We start from the raw sequence: 17,336 nt of genomic DNA, 5'->3' as shown, positions 1-17,336 counted from the left end.
GTGCTGAACTCTCCGCAAGTACGATGCACTAAGCCTAGCCTCTTTATGTTATTGGTGATGCGATGGGGCGTTTAAACCAGAAGGGCGAGGCAGAGGGCGGAATGAGTATTGTACCGGTTATCATATGTGGCGGAGCGGGTTCCCGCCTGTGGCCGCTGTCACGGGAGAATCATCCCAAGCCGCTCATCCGGCTGGCCGACGGGCACTCGCTCATCCAGCATGCGCTTCTGCGGGCCCTGGCTCTGCCTGTTGCCGGTGAGCTTATTACCGTGACCAACCGCGAGCTGTTCTTCGCCATCGAGGACGAGTACCGTCAGCTTGGCGTCGAATTCGGCCATGGCCGCTTCCTCCTCGAGCCCGAAGGCCGGAACACGGCGGCCGCCATCGCCGCCGCCTGTCTCGAGGCCGCGGACGCGCTGGGCGGCGAGACGGTGCTGTGCGTGCTGCCGGCCGATCACGTGATTGCCGACGTGCCGGCGCTTACCGAGGCGGTGGGCCGGGCGGAGAAGCTTGCCCGTGAAGGCCGCGTCGTCACGTTCGGCATAAAGTCGGACAGGCCGGAGACCGGCTACGGCTATATCGAGGCCGACGGCACGGATGTCCTGCGCTTCGTGGAGAAGCCCGATGCGGAGACGGCGAAGCAATATCTGGAAAGCGGACGATTCTCCTGGAATTCCGGCATGTTCTGTTTCCAGGCACAAACCATGATCGGGCTGATGGAGACGCTGTGCCCGGATATCCTCTCAGGCTGCCGGGAAAGCCTGGACGCGGCCGTGCGCATCGACGGCAAGAACGTGGAGCGGATCGAGCTCGACGCCGCGCTTTTCGCCAAGGTGCCCTCCAACTCGATCGACTACGCTGTCCTGGAGAAGGCACCGAACGCTTCGGTGGTGCCGTGCGACATCGGCTGGAACGACATAGGCTCGTGGGCCGCTCTCGGCGCGCAATATGCGGGCGACGAAAACGGCAACCGTACGCTCGGTCCCGTCATGGCGATAAGTTCCAGCGGCAACGTCATCCATGGCAGCGACCGGCTGATCGGCGTCGTCGGCGTAGAAAACCTGATCATCGCCGATACGCCGGACGCCCTCCTGGTGACCACGAAGGAGCGGGCGCAGGACGTGAAGCTGCTCTACAACCGGCTCAAGGAAGAGGGCGACGAGACGTATCGCGTCCATCGCACCGTCTACCGCCCGTGGGGGGCCTATACGGTGCTGGAGGAGGGGCCGCGCTTCAAGATCAAGCGCATTGAGGTGAAGCCCGGCGCCCGACTCAGCCTGCAGATGCACCACCACCGCGCCGAGCACTGGGTTGTGGTGTCGGGGACGGCGCGCATCGTCAATGGCGACAAGGAGATGATGCTTTCCACCGACCAGTCCACCTACATCCCGTGCGGCGCTCAGCACCGCCTGGAAAACCCGGGCATCATGACGCTTGTGCTGATCGAGGTGCAGACGGGCGATTACCTGGGTGAGGACGACATCGTGCGCTTCGACGATGTCTACGGGCGTTCATGAAGCCTGCCGGAGAACAACCGGAAAGAAAAAAGGGCTGCGGAAGCATCGGCGCCGCCGCAGCCCCTTTCCGGGAGTTAGACAGTTGGCAATCTACTGGTTCTTAAAACGATTCCCAGACTATCACTATTTATTGTGTAAACGAATAACCGCCCAATCGGCGTACCCGCTTACTTATTCTCACCAGCCGTGTCAGTAGCCATCCAGAGGGAGGAGGCAAAGTCAGGCGACCTCTTCGGTTGGCGATCCTTAAAAATGTATACGTCATCAGATAGTTATATAATATGTTTACAGTAAATATTACGAGTACGGATTTCCCCTGAAGCAAAATCGACGCCGTGTCGATAGTCTGATTCTCACGATTTTTGTGGCACCGTAATCTGTTCGTTATGAAGGTATGCGTGTCGAACGGCACGACGCGCTGGAAACCCCTGGCCAAAGCGCCGCCTTAACCCCGCCAAGACGGGGCTGGTTTTCCTACTTGCAAATCATTCGCAATTGCATTACTTTCGGAACATGAGAGGCCTGTGCGGGTTTTGCAAATAACTTGCACTTGCAGAAGAATATCCCGAAAGGACGGATATGGCGGACTGGATCAGGCGTACCATGCTGGCGGCAGCGGCCGCGCTTTTTGCCGCTGCGGCGTTGCCGGTCTCGGTGGCCGGGGCGCAAAGCCCGCTCAAGGTGGTGGCCACCACCGGCATGATCGCCGATGCGGCGCGCCAGGTGGGCGGCGATCTCGTCGAGGTGCGGGCGCTGATGGGGCCGGGCGTCGACCCGCACGCCTACCGCCAGACCCGCACCGACATCCTCGCCCTGACGCGCGCCGACCTGGTGCTGTGGCACGGCCTCTATCTGGAAGCCCAGATGGAGGATTTCATGCATTCGCTGGAGGCGCGGCGCCCAGTGGTCGCCGTCGCCGAGGAACTGCCGCGCGACGTGCTGCTTGCCCATGACGACTACGAAAACCGCTACGACCCGCATGTGTGGATGGTCCCGGACCTGTGGTCGAAGGTGGTCGTTAGGGTGCGCGATGCGCTGATTGACGCGCGTCCCGAGGGCGAAGCGCTTTTCCGCGCCAATGCCGAAAGCCACCTTAAGGACGTTGCCGCCCTTTCCGATTACGCGAAGGAAGTGCTCGCCACCGTGCCGCAGGAAAGCCGCGTCCTGGTGACGGCCCACGACGCCTTCAACTATTTTGGCCGCGCCTATGATTTCGAGGTTCTCGGCATCCAGGGCATCTCCACGCAGAGCGAGGCCGGTCTCAACCGCGTCGCCGAGCTGGTCGACACGCTGGTGAAGCGGAAGATAGGCGCCGTCTTCGTCGAGTCCTCCGTCTCCGACCGCAACATGCGCGCCCTTATCGAGGGTGCTGCGGCCAAAGGCCAGCAGGTCGCGGTCGGCGGCCAGCTCTTCTCCGATGCCATGGGCCGCGACGGCTCCTACGAGGGCACCTATATCGGCATGATCGATCACAACGTGACGACGATCACCCGTGCCCTCGGTGGAAAGGCTCCGGAGCGCGGCATGCTTGGTCGTCTGGCGGTGGGCAGTTGAGGGATGAGGCGAAGATGAACACGGCGCTCGAACTGGCCAGCGAGGCGGGAGAACGCGTCACCCATCCGGCCCCCGCGGACAGCCCCCTCGCCATGCAGGAGCTGACGGTCTCTTACGGCGAGAAGCCGGCGGTCTTCTCCATCGATGCCACGGTGCCGGCCGAATCCATGACCGCGATCATCGGTCCCAACGGTGCGGGCAAGTCGACGCTCCTGAAGGCCGCGCTCGGTATCGTGCCGCGCCTTTCCGGACGCGTGCTGGTGTTCGGCGCGCCGCTGGCGCAGGTCATGCACCGCATCGCCTATGTGCCCCAGCGTGCCTCCGTGGACTGGGACTTCCCGACCCGCGTTATCGACGTCGTCCTGATGGGGCTCTACCGAGAGCTCGGCCTGCTGCACCTCGTGCGCCGCCACCACCGCGAGCGGGCGATCGCTTGCCTGGAGCGTGTCGGCATGGCGGATTTCGCCGACCGCCAGATCGGCCAGCTCTCCGGCGGCCAGCAGCAGCGCGTCTTCCTCGCCCGCGCGCTGGCGCAGAACGCCGAGCTCTACCTGCTCGACGAGCCCTTCGCCGGCGTCGACGCCGCCACGGAGAAGGCCATTATCGACGTGCTCAAGTCCCTCAAGGCGGAGAAGCGCACCGTGGTCTGCGTGCACCACGATCTGGCGACCGTGACCGATTATTTCGACCACGTGCTCCTCATCAACGTGCGCAAGATCGCCGAAGGCCCCGTCGCCACCACCTTCACCGCCGATAACTTGCAAAAGACCTACGGCGGCCGCCTGGCGACGGCGCATATCGACCAGTTGAAGCTGCCGGCGGCATAAGGTGTTTGGAATGCTTGCACCCCTGACGATACCAGCGCGTGCCCAGTCCAGGTGGATTCGAGTGTCCGGGCGCGACGGAGTGCCAGCCCTTCCGCGGGAGGATTCCCCCGCAGTATCCACCTTCCACGGCCCTAATCCATGCCCAGCCTCTTCCTAGATGCGCTCCTTCTCCAGGCCGGCTACAACGCAGCGCTGGTGGCGCTCGGCGCGGCGCTCCTTGGCATGGCCGCAGGCTCCGGCGGCACGTTCCTTTTCCTGCGCAAGCGGGCACTGGTGAGCGATGCGGTGGCGCACGCAACGCTGCCGGGCGTCGGCATCGCCTTCATGGTGATGGTGGCCTTCGGCGGCGACGGTCGCAACCTTCCGGGCCTCCTCCTTGGCTCCGCCCTTTCGGCCAGCCTCGGCCTCCTCGCCGTCCAATGGATCGCCAGCCGCACGCGGCTTGCCGAGGACGCCGCCATCGGCGCGATTCTTTCCGTCTTCTTCGGCTTCGGCATCGTGCTTCTCACTATCATCCAAACCATGACCAGCGGCTATCAAGCAGGGCTGGAAAGCTTCCTGCTCGGCTCGACCGCCGGCATGCTCTTCCAGGATGCCGTCGTCATCGCGCTGGGTGGCGCCGTCGCCGTCGCCTTCGTATTGCTCCTGAGGCGGCCGATGACGCTGGTTGCCTTCGACGCCGGGTTCGCCACGGCTTCGGGCATCGACGTGCGGCGCATGGACCTGGCGATGATGGGGCTTGTGATGGCGGTCACCGTCATCGGGCTGAAGCTCGTCGGTCTCATCCTCATCGTCGCCATGCTCATCATCCCGCCCGTCACCGCCCGCCTGTGGACGGAGCGGACGGACAGGGTTCTCCTGATCGCCGGCGCCGTCGGCGGATTTTCCGGCTATCTGGGGGCGGCGCTGTCGGCATCGGCCCCCAACCTGCCGACGGGCCCCATCATCGTTCTGGTGAGCTTTACTCTCTTCCTCCTGTCGCTCCTCTTCGCGCCGGGCCGCGGGGTGCTGGCGGCGCTCATCCGCCATCGCCGGTTCCAGTTGCGCGTACACCGGCGGCAGGGGCTCCTGGCGCTTGCTCACGGCGAGGCCATCTTCGATCCGCTGACGCTCACCGTCCTGCGTCGCGAGCAGCTCATCCGCCAGGATGCCGTGGCGACGGAGGAGGGCAGGGCGCTCGCCGCCAAGACCCTGCGCGACGAAAAGCGCTGGGCGCTCGTCCGCCAGATCTACCAGGACGAGGCGGTGTCGGGGCGCTATGACGGGCTCACCCCCATCGAATCCGTTTTGACGCGCGACGAGATCGCCGAGCTCGACCGGCGGCTTGGCCCGCCGGCGCCGGTTTCCTGAGGAGTGCTGTGATGGGCGCGGAATTCGTACAGCTCAGCCTCACGCCGCTTCTGATCGGCATCCTCGCTGCGATCGCCTGCGCGTTGCCGGGCAATTTCCTTATTCTCAGGCGCCAGGCGCTGATTGGCGACGCCATCAGCCACGTGGTGCTGCCAGGCATCGTCGTCGCCTTCCTCGTCACCGGCGTCATCTCCACCTGGCCCATGCTTTTCGGGGCGGCAGGGGCAGCGGTGGTCGCCGTCATCCTCATCGAGGCCATCAGGCGCGTCGGACGCATCGAGCCTGGAGCGGCCATGGGCGTCGTCTTCACCTCGCTCTTCGCCGCCGGTGTGCTGCTACTGGAGCAGAGCGACACCAGCGGGGTCCATCTCGACGTGGAGCACGCGCTCTACGGCAATCTGGAGAGCCTCATCTGGTTCTCGGCCGAAGGCTGGGGGTCGCTCACGGATCCGGCCGCGCTTGCCGATCTGCCGCCGGAGCTTTTCCGCATGGCTGCCGCCGCTGTCTTGATCCTGGCTCTCACCCTCATCTTCTGGCGGCCCTTGAAGCTCTCCACCTTCGACGAGGGTTTCGCCGGCGCGGTGGGCATCCCGACAGCGGTTCTCAGCCTCGGCCTCGTCATCACCGCCGCCGTGGCGGCCGTCGCCGCCTTCGACGCGGTCGGCTCCATCATCGTCATCGCCATGTTCATCTGCCCGCCCGCCGCCGCCAGGCTGATGACCAACCGGCTCGAAGTCCAGGTGCTATGGAGCGTCGCCTTCGCCACGCTTTCGGCCATCCTCGGCTATGTGCTCGCCGGCTACGGCCCCCTATGGCTCGGCTCCGACAACGCCGTCAGCGCCGCCGGCATGATCGCCACCGTCTCCGGCCTCATCCTGGCGCTCGCCTGTCTCTTCGCCCCACACCGCGCGCGGGTCGGAGCGCCGAAGGGGAGCTAGTGATCGAAAACTGACGTTTGGCGCCCTGCTCTACCGGTTGCGACCCTTTGCGGCCGTAGCCGGCGGACACAATGGGGGCTCTATTGAGCCAAGAGCGGACCTTTGTCAGCCGGTCGATGCGGCGGTGAAAACGGCCAACTGAGCGTCGAAAGCACGTTTGTAGGCGGGCCGCGCTTCGCCGCGGGCGACATAGGCCGAGAGGTTCGGATATTCGTCCAGAATGCCCGATGATTTCAACCTGAGCAGCACCGACACCATTAGAAGGTCACCGGCGCTGAACCCACCGTCGAGCCAGTTGGCATCGCCAAGGCGCCCGGAAAGTTCGCCCAGCCGTTTACGGACGCGATCCTCGAGGAAAGGCAGGCGCTCCTCGTACCACGTCTTATCATGCTCCACGAGCTTGGCGGTCTCGCGTTCAAGGATCGGCGGCTCCACCGTGTTGAGCGCGGCAAACATCCACGTGATCACGCGCGCCCGGGCATTCGCATCGTCTGGCAGCAGGCCGGCATGGCGCTCGGCGATATGGAACACGATCGCCCCTGTCTCGAACAGGGCGAGATCGCCTTCTTCATAGGTTGGAATCTGCCCGAAAGGATGAAGCGCGAGATGCGCAGGTTCCTTCATCGCTTTGAACGAAACAAGACGAACGTCGTAAGGCTGGCCCACTTCTTCGAGCGCCCAGCGAACGCGCATGTCGCGCGCCAGTCCCTTGCCGCGATCGGGCGACCGTTCAAAGGCGGTGATGGTAGGGATCATTGGAATGCTCCTGGTGGTTGCATGATATCGTCCAGCGCGACTTGAGTAATGGCGATAACCTTTCTCATAGTCCCTCTCCAGTTTTTGCGTTTCGCATCTAGAGGACGAACGGCCGGCGCGTCTCCCGACACCCGACCTTGTTCTTTTGGCCACGGGATTTCCCGGTCCCAACGCGTCATCGGGCCCTCGCCGTACCGCGGATATTTGCGTTGCAAGACAATGTTGGTGGTGCGTCCGCCATCGTCTTATGGTCGGGGAAGTCGAACGGGACGTTCCTCCGGCCGGTCCGCCCTGCTCTGATCCGGCAGGACGCGACTGCTGTTGGCCGTCACAACGGCTGACGCCGAAGAGCGAGTGTGATGGCGCTGGACCGGCAGATCCGCGACCAGGCATTCTCGCTCGATGTTCTCGTGGGGCCTTTATCGCATGAACGGTGGCGTTGTTCCGCACAGCGACCGTTCGTGCTGATTGCAGCGGGTGACTGCTCGCCACCCACAACAAGGCTGCCCGCTCATTCGCGCGCCCTCCACGCAAGCAACCGCATGGCATTCGCCGTCACCAGCACCGTTGCGCCGGTGTCGGCCAGGATGGCCGGCCACAGGCCGGTGATGCCGAGCACAGTGGTGACGAAAAACACCAGCTTCAGCCCGATGGCGATGGAGATGTTCTCCCAGATGTTGGCCATCGCCCGCCTGGAGAGCGCGACCATCGCCCAGATGTCGTGCAGCCGTCCGTGCAGGATCGCCGCATCCGCCGTCTCCAGTGCTACGTCTGTGCCGCCGCCCATGGCGATGCCGATATCGGCGGTGGCAAGCGCTGGGGCGTCGTTGATGCCGTCGCCCACCTTGCCGACCCTCAAGCCTTCGTCCTTCAGCGACCCGACGATGCGGCTCTTATCTTCGGGCATCAGCTCCGCACGCACTTCGACGCCGAGGTCGCGACCGATGGCTTCGGCGGTGCGGCGGTTGTCGCCGGTAAGCATCACCGTGCGAATACCGGCCGCCTTGAGCAGGGCAAGGCCGGAGCGCGCATCTTCGCGCGGCTCATCGCGCATGGCGATGGCACCGGCGACCTTGCCGTCCACCAGAAGCACGGAAACCGTCTTGCCCTCGTCGTTCAGCGCGGCGATTGCCTGCCTTTGGTCAGCTGAGAGCGCCCGCCTTTCGCCCACGGCCTTGGGCGAGCCGAAGAGGAGGGTTTTGCCTCCCACGGTTCCGGTCACGCCCTTTCCGCCAAGCGCGGAAGCGTCTGTGGCGGGAGGAACATCAATGCTGCCAGCCTTCGCCCGCTCGAGGACGGCAAGCGCCAGTGGATGGCTGGAGTTCCACTCCAGCGCCGCTGCCAGACGCAGCACCTCCGCCGCATCTTCCTCGAAGCCCACGACGTCCGTAACCTGCGGCCGGCCTTCCGTCAGCGTGCCGGTCTTGTCGAAGGCGATCGCCTGCAGGCGGCCGACGTCTTCCAGTACGGCGCCGCCCTTCATCAGCAGCCCATGCCGCGCGCCCGCCGAAAGGGCGGCGGCGATCGCTGCCGGCGTCGAGATCACCAGCGCGCAGGGGCAGCCGATGATGAGGATGGTGAGGCCCTTGTAGACCCATTCAAGCCAGGGTTCGCCTGCCGCGAGCGGCGGCACGGTCGCCACGAGCAGAGCAAGCAGCACCACGCCAGGCGTGTAGTAACGCGAGAAACGGTCGATAAAGCGTTCGGTCGGCGCCTTCTTCTCCTGCGCCTCCTCGACCAGCTTGACGACGCGGGCGATGGTGTTGTCCTCGGCTGCCGCACTCACGCGGATGCGCAGCACGCTGTCGCCGTTCACCGTTCCTGCAAAAACAACATCGCCCGGCTCTTTGCCGGCGGGCGTGCTTTCGCCCGTCACCGGCGCTTCGTTCACCGCGCTCGCGCCGGAAAGCACCGCACCGTCGGCCGCAATGCGGTCGCCCGGCCGCACTAGGATCACATCGCCAATGGAAAGCCTGTCGGCCTCCACCTCCTCGATGCGCCCGTCCGCCCGCTCCAGGCGCGCCGTCTTCGGCACGAGGGCGCTCAGGGCGCGGATGCTGGCGCGCGCACGGCCCGCCGCAATTCCTTCCAGAAGTTCGCCGACGAGGAACAGGAAGATGACGACCGCCGCCTCTTCCGCCGCACCGATGATGACAGCGCCGACGGCGGCCACCGACATCAGCGTCTCGATGGAAAAGGGGGTGCCGGCGAGCGCGGCGGTGAAGGCGCGGCGGGCAATCGGCACCAGGCCCACCAGCATGGCCGCCGCGTAAAGCCAGCCGTTCAACTCGGGGAAGAAATGTGCCGCGGCAAAGGCCGCGACCAGTGCGAGGCCGCAGAAAGCCGTCAGCCGGACGCGCGGCTGGTTCCACCAGGGCGCTTCGGCGGTGTCGTCGGGGCGAGGAGTGGAGACGGTCTGGGCCGAGCCGCCGCAGCACGTATCACCGGCACCCGCTCCGTCCTTCCCGGCCGCCGGCCGAAGCCCGTAGCCCAGCCGCGTAACCTGCCTTTCGATCGCCGGGCGCACCTCGGCGAGGTCAGCATGGTCCACCGTCATCGTGCCGGTCGTGGCGGAGACGGCGACGTCCTCCACGCCGCTGATACGGCGCACCGCCGTATCGATCTTGCGCGCGCAGCCGGCGCAATCCATGCCGTCGACCCGATAGCGGCTCCTGCTCGTCGTTTCGGCCATTCACCTGGTCCCTGTGAAATCCTTGATTGCGTCCAAGCAAAGCCTTACTTCCTCTAGCGACTATAGGAGCAAGCGAAAAAGTGACAGCGCGAGCCATTTCCATCGGTGAAGCCGCCCGGCAGAGCGGAGTGAAGGTCCCCACCATCCGTTTCTACGAGCAGATCGGCCTCATGCCCGCGCCGCCGCGCAGCGAGGGCAACCGGCGCCAGTTCGACGAGAAGGACCTGAGCCGCCTCAGCTTCATCCGTCACGCGCGGGAACTGGGCTTCGAGATGGACGACATCCGCGAGCTCCTTGCCTTGACGGAACAGCCGCAGCGTTCCTGCCACGAAGCCGACAGCATCGCTATTCGCCACCTGCGTGAGATCGAAATGCGCATTGCCAAGCTGCAGGCACTCAGCGGCGAGTTGCGGCGCATGGTGGAGGAGTGCGGCCACGGGAAGGTGTGCGAGTGCCAGGTCATCCACGTCTTGGCCGACCACGGCAAATGCCGAAGCGATACCCATTGAATTGTGGGCGAATCATACCCTGAGAGTACTCCTCCCGAGCGCGTATACTAAACGTAAAAGTTGCATTTCCCGGCCTTCATTTGGGCGTCATTTACCCTTTGGGAGATGCTTTCTACACCTTATTTCCACAGGAAGTTTTTTCAAACATATCAAACATTTATCATAGTTCCGACCACTTTCGGCCAGGGCGTGCCGCGCTGTATGCCCGTTTAGGTTGTAATTACACAACTCTTGCGTTAATTTCCCTAAATTCCGTGGGTGAGCAAAGGGGGCGCTTGGGTGTGAAACAGTTCTGAGTGAGGCGGAAAGCTAAGCCGCGCATTCTACCAATAGTTGTTCTCCCGCTGCTAGACGGGAGAGACAAGGGGACTGCCGGCGTTCGTATCGGCGGTGCAGTTAAACGGCAACGATAGTCGAAATTCACAACCTTCGGGCGCTCGGCGCCCGCAGGAAGGGACCCCGCATGTCTGCGGGCATCGTGAAGCAAGAGGAAAAGGCGTGAAACAGGGAACCAAAAGCACAGGCGCAACGAGGGAAGAATCCTTCACTCCCAATGGAAAGAGAGGCGGGAAATGAGCGGCCACAGACAGGATGGACTATCGTTTGCAACGCTGCGCGCCGCCGAGGCGGTGATCGAGACAAAGAGCCTCACCGGCGCGGCGCTGAAGCTGGGAATCAGCCAGCCTGCCATCAGCATGCATCTGGGACGGCTCGAACGGGCGATCGGTACCTCGCTTATCAAGAAGGTCGGCAACAAGATCATCGTCAAGGAGGAGATCTCGCGCCTTATCCGCCAGGTGCTCGATCTGGAAAGACGGCTGAAAACCGTCGGCTACGAGAGGAACATGTCCAAGCTCAAGGTCGGCATCTGCACTTACTGCGCACCGCTCCTGGTGGAGCGCCGGAACACGCTCGGCAAGATGAGGGAGAGCCTGACCTTGCGCATCGCCGATTCGCGGCGGCTGGAGGAGATGTACGAGCAGGGCGAGCTCGACGCCGTGTTCCGCGCCCTCTACCCGTCGGAGATCGCACCGGACCTGACCACCGAGTTCTCCATGAAATGGGTGGGCGAAAAGCACCTGCTCGATTTCATGAAGCATGACGGGCAGGGCCTGCCGCTCGTCCTTCCCTCGCCGCACTCGCCGCCTGGCGGGGTGGCGCGCGAGTGGCTGCGCCGGCAGGAGGTGGTCTACGACGTGGTCGGCGAGGTCGACGACATCATGACGGCCATCCGCCTCGTCTCCAGCGGCATCGCGCTATCGCCGCTGCCTGCATATGTGCGCGACAGCCCGTCTGTGAACCTCAACGGCTGCGCGCAGATCCTGCCGGGACAACTGGACGCCCGCTACGGCATGTTCTTCGACGAGCGCCGTTTCAACCTGCGCGCCGCGCTCGACATCTTCGAGCTCCTCAAGGACGAGCTCGCACGCGTGCCGCCGCTGCTCGAGGTCGCCCGGCCAAGCCTGGCCGCGCATCAGTAACTGCGTGAGGGGAGGTTGGGCCCGTCGGCTTGCCGGCGGGCTCGGTCCATACCGTACGCCGCCGTTCCAATATCAGAGCACTCAAACGCCGGCATCCGGCCGCGAGAACCCCACTCGTCTCGTCGCTACCGCTTCGGTCCCCCCACCCTCGAGGGGGAGTGAAGGGCGCCGCCCCTTACCGCTCCACCGGCCGCACTGAAGACTGGCGCACGTGCAACTCCGGCTTAATGAGCACCTGGGTGGGGTCAACCTCGACGCCGTTCAGCCGGTCGAGCAGCACGCGGGCGGCGCGGCGGCCGACCTCGCGTTGGCCGTTCCATACCGTGGTCAGCGCCGGCGTGGCGATGGCGGCTTCCTCCAGATCATCATAGCCGGTCACCGAGATGTCCACGCCGGGCGTGAGGCCGGCGCGGGCGATGCCGTTCATCAGGCCGATGGCCACGAGATCGTTCCAGCACACCGCCGCCGTCGGCTTGTCCTTGAGTGCCAGGAAGGCACCCGTCATCTCAAAGCCCGCCTGCTTCGTGCGCGGGCCTGGAAAGCGCCATTCCGGTTTTACCTCCAGCCCCGCCTTCTGCATCGCCACCACATAGCCGCGATAGCGGTCGCGGCCGGTCGAGGTGTGGTCTGTGCCGCCGACCATGGCGATGCGCGTATGGCCGAGTGAGATCAGGTGGTTGGTGGCAAGCCCGATGCCATAGGCGTCGTCGCCACGGAAGACCGGCACCCGCGCCCCGTCTACAGAGCGGGCGATCAGCACGGCGGGCAGGCCATTCTCCTCGGCCAGCATGATGTCCTCGGGCGGCGTGCCGATCGCCGGCGACATGATGACGCCGTCGGCGCCGAGCTGCAGCAGCGTGTCGATGAAAGTGCGCTGCTTCTCGAGCTGGTCGTAATGGTTCGACAGAAGAAAGGTCTGGCGCGAGCGGTCCAGCTCACTCTCGATGGAGCGCAGAATTTCGGCGAAGAAGGGGTTCATGATGTCGTGCACGACAACGCCGACGATGCCGGAACGCGAGGTTCTCAGGCTTGCCGCACGCCGGTTGTAGATATAGCCGATGGTGCGCGCATGCTCCTTGATGCGCTGGCGCGTCGCGTCCGCCACAAGTGGGCTATCCCGCAACGCCAGGGAGACGGTTGCCGTCGAAACCCCAAGTGCGTCGGCAATCGTCGAAAGCTTGATCTTCTGCGCCAGCGCGCGCCTCCCGGCCTTGGGACATATCCCACTCACGGCTCTTTAAACTGTTTAAGAACCGCTTATGCCATCGCCGCCGCCAAGGTCAAAGCTTTTTTGCCACGCTCGCCGGGAACGTCATGGAAGAAGTGCGCTACGCCTCTTCCTCGACGTCTTCTTCCCCCAGAGGGGGGCCGTTTTTCGACAGGTTCGCCTCGATGCGCTCCAGAAGTTTCTGGAGCGCCTTCTGCTCCTTCTTGTCGAGGCTCTTCAGGGCCTGTTTTTCCGTCCTGCGTACCGATTTTTCAATGGCGCGGATCGCCTGCTCGCCATTTGCGGTGAGGAAAACATGGGCGCGCCGGGCGTCTTCATCCGACGCGCGCTTTTCCAGAAAGCCCTGCGCGGCCAGCCGGTTGATGGTCTTTGTGACGGTCGGCGGGCGAACACCCAGTTTCTCGGCGAGTTGGCTCGGCGTCTGGCCGTTCTCGCGGCTGAGCGCAAGCATGATCTTGTCCTGCCCGGCGTAAAGACCCTGGTCGAGAAGCCGTTCGGCGAGGGCGGTGCGCGAAAGGCGTGCCGCAGCCTGTAGCCGGCCGATGATCGAACCTTTCGAAGATTTCGACATCTGCTCTTTCCTATACCCTTAGCCGGCGTGCTTCCGCCGCACCGGCTCCGTCCCCTTTATGAAAAGATAGTCCGGCAAACGATCTTGACAACGGGCCCTCGGCTTGTCGCATCGCACGGGGCGCGGTACTTTGGTCCACTCGCCAAATCGTTTCCGGGCTAATGCCAAACTGGCATATCAATCTTATGACAGAGGGAGATGCGCTCTGCCCAAGCGTGAAAGAATAGCCGTCCTGCCGCTGGGTGCGACCGAGCAGCACGGGCCGCACCTTCCGCCGGAGACAGACTGGATGATCGCCAAGGCGGTCGCCGCCCGTGTCGAGGCGCGGGCGGGCGGCCTGCCGATAGACATCCTGCCGGTGGAGAAAGTCGGCTACTCCATCGAACATGCGGACGATCCGCGCACCGTCTCGCTCGGCTTCGAGGAGGCCGTGCGGCGCTGGATCGGTATTGGTGAGGACCTTGCCCAAGCGGGAATACCCAAATTCGTCATGCTCAACGCCCATGGCGGCAATTCTCCGCTGATGACGGTCGTGGCCACCGAGCTTCGTTCACGCCGCCGCATGCTGGCGGTCGCCACAAGCTGGACGCGTTTCGGCTACCCGTCCGGCCTCGTTTCGGAGGAGGAGCGGGCGCTGGGCATCCATGGCGGCTTCATCGAAACCTCAGTCATGCTGGCGCTCAGGCCTGACCTCGTGGCGATGGAGAAGGCGGCGGGCTTCCCTTCCGCGCAGGCCCGCTTCCAGCGCGACTTCACCCACCTGCGCGCCTACGGCCCACACGCCTTCGGCTGGATGATGCGCGATCTCTCTTCGAAGGGCGCGGTCGGCAACGCGGCCACCGCCACGGCAGAGGCCGGCGAGAAGATCCTCGATCACGCCGTATCCGGCGTTCTCGAACTCCTTGCCGATGTCGACCGCTTCGACCTGGCGCTCCTGAAATAGCCCAGCCTCACGCCGCCACCGCGACCACAAGCGCGGCCTCTGCCGCGCCGCCCGATCGCGCCATCTCTGCGTGTGCGGCAGAGCCGGCGCGCCGGGCGATGCCATCGCGGTCGTTGAAGGTCGCGCCGTCGAGGGGGCGGGCGTTGTAGGGCGCAAGCTCGGTGTAGACGGCGCGGCTGAAATCGTCGGGAAAAAACATCTGTCCCGTCAGCACGCTGCGCTCATCCGGGAACGCCTTGAAATGGATGTGCGGCGTGCGCCCCGGATACCAGCCGGGATAGATGGTCGAGAAGGCGGCGACGCCCTGTTGGTCGGCAAACTGCGTGCCGCGCAGAAAGGTCTCGCCCGTCATATCGCGGCCGCCCGGCTGGCGCGGGTAGCCCGAATAGGCGCCCTCGGCGTCGCAATGCCAGATGTCGACGCGCGCGCCGGGAATGGGCGCGCAGGAGGCGTCCACCACCTGCAGCCGCACGGTGAGCGGCAGGCCGGGGCGGCCTTCCGTGACATCGGCCCGCTCGAGGTCGGGATCGAAATAGAAAGGACCCTCCGTCGTCTCCGGCATGATCGAGCAGACGCCGGCGCCGGTGATCAGCGGTTGGGCGGCCGCCCCGGGCCGCGAACGAAGGAACAGATCGGCGGAGAGGAACGTGCCGCCGCCGGCTGTGACGGCAAGAAGGGCGAAGGCCCTTCGCCTGGTGATCGTCGTCATGGTCGCCATACCATTGCTGCTTGCTACCCGCTTCCCGTAATGGACAATAGCGGCGGGGTGCGGCGAAGACGAATGAACTCTTCGTTAGGTGCGCCGGCCGATCCGGCACGTGCAAAATGCGCCGCATGGTCTTATATGGGCGGCAACGACCACTCATCGCCCCCGAGGGAATTTATGTCCGAACAGCTTGCGCAAATCCCGGTCACGGTGCTCACCGGCTATCTCGGTTCCGGCAAAACCACGCTCCTGAACCGCATTCTCTCGGAAGATCACGGCAAGCGCTATGCCGTCATCGTCAACGAGTTCGGCGAGATCGGCATCGACAACGACCTCATCGTCGAGTCCGACGAGGAAATCTACGAGATGAACAATGGCTGCGTGTGCTGCACGGTGCGTGGCGACCTCGTGCGAGTGGTGGAGGGGCTGACGCGCCGTCCCGGCCGCTTCGACGCCATCATCGTCGAAACCACGGGCCTTGCCGACCCCGCGCCCGTGGCGCAGACCTTCTTCATGGACGACGACGTGCGCGCCAAGACCAAGCTCGACGCCGTGGTGGCGCTGGTCGATGCCAAGCACCTGCCGCTCCGGCTTGCCGATTCCAACGAGGCGCAAGACCAGATCGCTTTCGCCGACGTGGTCGTCCTCAACAAGACGGACCTCGTTAGCGAGGAGGAGTTGGCGGCGGTGGAAGCGGCCATCCGCGCCATCAACCCGTCGGCCCGCATCCACAAGACCGAGCGCGCCGGCGTGGCGCTTTCGGACGTGCTCGACCGCGGCGCCTTTGATCTTCAGCGTGCGCTCGACAACGACCCGCAATTCCTCGACCACGACCATCCCGACCACGTCTGCGGGCCGGACTGCGATCACGACCACGATCATCACGACCATGATCATGGGCACGACCATCATCATCACCATCATGGCGAACTCTCCGCCATTCACGATGTCGGCGTGACCTCGATCTCGCTGCGCGGCGGCGAAATGGACCCGAAGAAGTTCTTCCCCTGGATCGAGCAGACCACCCAGATCGACGGCCCAAACATCCTGCGCCTCAAGGGCATCATCGCCTTTTCCGACGATCCCGAGCGCTACGTGGTGCAGGGTGTGCACATGATCGTCGAAGGCGATCACCAGCGCCCCTGGAAGGAAGGCGAGAAGCGCGAAAGCCGGCTCGTCTTCATCGGGCGGGAACTCGACACGGAGCGGCTGAAGCACGGCTTTGAGGCGTGCCAAGTCTAGAGCACGGATTTTGTCCTCTATGCCTTCTCTTCAATTGCAGGCCTGACCCATGCCCACCGTCGCCCCACTTGATCTCGACGGCCATTGCGTCGCCACTGCCTGGCTGAAGGACATCCCCCATTTCGCGCTCGCCGACGGTGTCGTCCACCGGCTCGACCATGGCCACAAACGGGTGGAGGCCCATGACGGCCTTCTCGCCGCGGCCTGCGACGGCGGCCGGCTCCTCACGGGCGGCGAGGACGGCAAAGTCACCGCCGTCTCACCCGACGGCTCGATCGAGCTTCTGGCGGAGATCGGCCGCAAGTGGATCACCAGCGTCGCCGCCGGGCCGCAGGGCGCGGTGGCTTTCGCCAGCGGCCGTATCGCCTACGTACGCTTCGCAGATGGGCGCCTGCGCGAATTCCAGCACCCGCGCTCGGTCGAAGGCCTCGCCTTTGCGCCCAAGGGCATGCGCCTCGCCGTCGCGCGCTACAACGGCGCCACTCTGCATTTCCCCGCCACCGAGAGCAAGCCGGCCGAGCTCGAATGGGCGGGGGCCCACATGGGCATCACCTTCTCGCCCGACGGCCGGTTCCTCGTCACCACCATGCAGGAAAACGCGCTGCACGGCTGGAAGCTTGCCGACGGCAAGCACATGCGCATGGCCGGCTACCCCGTCAAGGTGAAGAGCTTTTCATGGAGCTCAAAGGGCAGGTGGCTCGCCACATCCGGCGCGCCGGCGGCCATCGTCTGGCCCTTCCAGGCAAAGGACGGCCCCATGGGCAAGACGCCGCTGGAACTCGGCACGCGCGGCGACACGATGGTCACCCAGGTCTGCTGCCACCCCGTCGAGGAGATCGTAGCGATCGGCTATGCCGACGGCATGGTGCTCGCCGCCCGCTTCGCCGATTCAAAGGAAGTGCTCCTGCGCCGCGCCGGCAAGGGCGCCGTCACCGCGATGAGCTGGGATGCGGAAGGCCGCCGCCTCGCCTTCGGCTCTGAGACGGGAGAATGCGGCGTGGTGGATATCTCGGCGTAGCGGT

The 17,336-nt window shown here is 64.7% G+C and carries 15 protein-coding genes; 10 read left to right on the top strand and 5 right to left on the bottom strand.

The window, feature by feature from the left end; translation table 11 throughout:
• Positions 1-101: 101 nt before the first annotated feature.
• The 5 genes from N5A92_RS22395 to N5A92_RS22375 all read left to right on the top strand — a co-directional run bounded on the left by N5A92_RS22395 (position 102) and on the right by N5A92_RS22375 (position 6,186).
• Positions 102-1,517, top strand: a complete 1,416-nt coding sequence (locus N5A92_RS22395; RefSeq protein WP_260906449.1) for a mannose-1-phosphate guanylyltransferase/mannose-6-phosphate isomerase — start codon at positions 102-104, stop codon at positions 1,515-1,517.
• A gap of 579 nt (positions 1,518-2,096) precedes the next feature.
• On the top strand, positions 2,097-3,071 hold the full coding sequence (locus N5A92_RS22390) for a metal ABC transporter solute-binding protein, Zn/Mn family (RefSeq protein WP_260906448.1): 975 nt from the start codon (positions 2,097-2,099) through the stop codon (positions 3,069-3,071).
• 14 nt (positions 3,072-3,085) lie between these two features.
• Complete coding sequence (locus N5A92_RS22385) at positions 3,086-3,898, top strand: metal ABC transporter ATP-binding protein (RefSeq protein ID WP_313958447.1); 813 nt, start codon at positions 3,086-3,088, stop codon at positions 3,896-3,898.
• Between the two features lie 138 nt (positions 3,899-4,036).
• Entirely contained in the window at positions 4,037-5,248 is a 1,212-nt protein-coding gene (locus N5A92_RS22380; RefSeq protein WP_260906447.1) for a metal ABC transporter permease, read from the top strand.
• A gap of 11 nt (positions 5,249-5,259) precedes the next feature.
• Positions 5,260-6,186: a metal ABC transporter permease gene (locus N5A92_RS22375; RefSeq protein WP_260906446.1), complete on the top strand. Its 927-nt coding sequence runs from the start codon at positions 5,260-5,262 to the stop codon at positions 6,184-6,186.
• A 105-nt stretch (positions 6,187-6,291) separates the two neighbouring features.
• On the opposite strand, the gene N5A92_RS22370 is transcribed toward N5A92_RS22375, so the two are convergent.
• Both N5A92_RS22370 and N5A92_RS22365 read right to left on the bottom strand, forming a co-directional pair.
• The gene (locus tag N5A92_RS22370; RefSeq protein WP_260906445.1) at positions 6,292-6,942 is read right to left on the bottom strand and encodes a glutathione S-transferase family protein; all 651 of its coding nucleotides are present in this window, start codon (positions 6,940-6,942) and stop codon (positions 6,292-6,294) included.
• 511 nt (positions 6,943-7,453) lie between these two features.
• Positions 7,454-9,634, bottom strand: a complete 2,181-nt coding sequence (locus N5A92_RS22365; RefSeq protein WP_260906444.1) for a heavy metal translocating P-type ATPase — start codon at positions 9,632-9,634, stop codon at positions 7,454-7,456.
• A gap of 80 nt (positions 9,635-9,714) precedes the next feature.
• Here N5A92_RS22365 and N5A92_RS22360 point away from each other — a divergent pair, with 80 nt between their 5' ends.
• Positions 9,715-10,143 (top strand): MerR family transcriptional regulator, encoded by a 429-nt coding sequence (locus tag N5A92_RS22360; protein WP_260906443.1) that lies wholly within the window; start codon positions 9,715-9,717, stop codon positions 10,141-10,143.
• A 572-nt stretch (positions 10,144-10,715) separates the two neighbouring features.
• Positions 10,716-11,624 carry a LysR family transcriptional regulator gene (locus N5A92_RS22355; protein ID WP_260906442.1) on the top strand — a complete coding sequence of 303 codons (909 nt, stop codon included), beginning with the start codon at positions 10,716-10,718 and terminating at the stop codon, positions 11,622-11,624.
• Positions 11,625-11,799: 175 nt separating this feature from the next.
• Here N5A92_RS22355 and N5A92_RS22350 read toward each other — a convergent pair whose 3' ends face one another.
• Complete coding sequence (locus N5A92_RS22350; protein WP_260906612.1) at positions 11,800-12,819, bottom strand: LacI family DNA-binding transcriptional regulator; 1,020 nt, start codon at positions 12,817-12,819, stop codon at positions 11,800-11,802.
• 133 nt (positions 12,820-12,952) lie between these two features.
• Complete coding sequence (locus tag N5A92_RS22345) at positions 12,953-13,423, bottom strand: MarR family winged helix-turn-helix transcriptional regulator (protein WP_260906441.1); 471 nt, start codon at positions 13,421-13,423, stop codon at positions 12,953-12,955.
• 205 nt (positions 13,424-13,628) lie between these two features.
• Here N5A92_RS22345 and N5A92_RS22340 point away from each other — a divergent pair, with 205 nt between their 5' ends.
• On the top strand, positions 13,629-14,366 hold the full coding sequence (locus tag N5A92_RS22340) for a creatininase family protein (protein ID WP_260906611.1): 738 nt from the start codon (positions 13,629-13,631) through the stop codon (positions 14,364-14,366).
• Positions 14,367-14,373: 7 nt separating this feature from the next.
• On the opposite strand, the gene N5A92_RS22335 is transcribed toward N5A92_RS22340, so the two are convergent.
• Positions 14,374-15,084 (bottom strand): intradiol ring-cleavage dioxygenase, encoded by a 711-nt coding sequence (locus N5A92_RS22335; protein ID WP_313958446.1) that lies wholly within the window; start codon positions 15,082-15,084, stop codon positions 14,374-14,376.
• 165 nt (positions 15,085-15,249) lie between these two features.
• Here N5A92_RS22335 and N5A92_RS22330 point away from each other — a divergent pair, with 165 nt between their 5' ends.
• Positions 15,250-16,314 carry a CobW family GTP-binding protein gene (locus N5A92_RS22330; protein ID WP_260906440.1) on the top strand — a complete coding sequence of 355 codons (1,065 nt, stop codon included), beginning with the start codon at positions 15,250-15,252 and terminating at the stop codon, positions 16,312-16,314.
• A 49-nt stretch (positions 16,315-16,363) separates the two neighbouring features.
• Complete coding sequence (locus N5A92_RS22325) at positions 16,364-17,332, top strand: WD40 repeat domain-containing protein (RefSeq protein ID WP_260906439.1); 969 nt, start codon at positions 16,364-16,366, stop codon at positions 17,330-17,332.
• Positions 17,333-17,336 lie beyond the last annotated feature (4 nt).

This window comes from Chelativorans salis (genome assembly GCF_025336525.1).
Classification (GTDB): Bacteria; Pseudomonadota; Alphaproteobacteria; order Rhizobiales; family Rhizobiaceae; genus Chelativorans; species Chelativorans salis.
The sequence above is the reverse complement of the archived record's forward strand: the minus strand, read 5'-3'. Positions and strand labels throughout refer to the sequence as shown.

What these genes read in the sequence shown, in the direction of transcription:
- N5A92_RS22375 (WP_260906446.1), top strand. Translation starts at nt 5,260, where the DNA reads ATGGGCGCGGAATTCGTACAGCTCAGCCTCACGCCGCTTCTGATCGGC.
- N5A92_RS22345 (WP_260906441.1), bottom strand. Translation starts at nt 13,423, where the DNA reads ATGTCGAAATCTTCGAAAGGTTCGATCATCGGCCGGCTACAGGCTGCG.
- N5A92_RS22355 (WP_260906442.1), top strand. Translation starts at nt 10,716, where the DNA reads ATGAGCGGCCACAGACAGGATGGACTATCGTTTGCAACGCTGCGCGCC.
- N5A92_RS22385 (WP_313958447.1), top strand. Translation starts at nt 3,086, where the DNA reads ATGAACACGGCGCTCGAACTGGCCAGCGAGGCGGGAGAACGCGTCACC.
- N5A92_RS22390 (WP_260906448.1), top strand. Translation starts at nt 2,097, where the DNA reads ATGGCGGACTGGATCAGGCGTACCATGCTGGCGGCAGCGGCCGCGCTT.
- N5A92_RS22380 (WP_260906447.1), top strand. Translation starts at nt 4,037, where the DNA reads ATGCCCAGCCTCTTCCTAGATGCGCTCCTTCTCCAGGCCGGCTACAAC.
- N5A92_RS22325 (WP_260906439.1), top strand. Translation starts at nt 16,364, where the DNA reads ATGCCCACCGTCGCCCCACTTGATCTCGACGGCCATTGCGTCGCCACT.
- N5A92_RS22365 (WP_260906444.1), bottom strand. Translation starts at nt 9,634, where the DNA reads ATGGCCGAAACGACGAGCAGGAGCCGCTATCGGGTCGACGGCATGGAT.
- N5A92_RS22335 (WP_313958446.1), bottom strand. Translation starts at nt 15,084, where the DNA reads ATGGCGACCATGACGACGATCACCAGGCGAAGGGCCTTCGCCCTTCTT.
- N5A92_RS22395 (WP_260906449.1), top strand. Translation starts at nt 102, where the DNA reads ATGAGTATTGTACCGGTTATCATATGTGGCGGAGCGGGTTCCCGCCTG.
- N5A92_RS22330 (WP_260906440.1), top strand. Translation starts at nt 15,250, where the DNA reads ATGTCCGAACAGCTTGCGCAAATCCCGGTCACGGTGCTCACCGGCTAT.
- N5A92_RS22370 (WP_260906445.1), bottom strand. Translation starts at nt 6,942, where the DNA reads ATGATCCCTACCATCACCGCCTTTGAACGGTCGCCCGATCGCGGCAAG.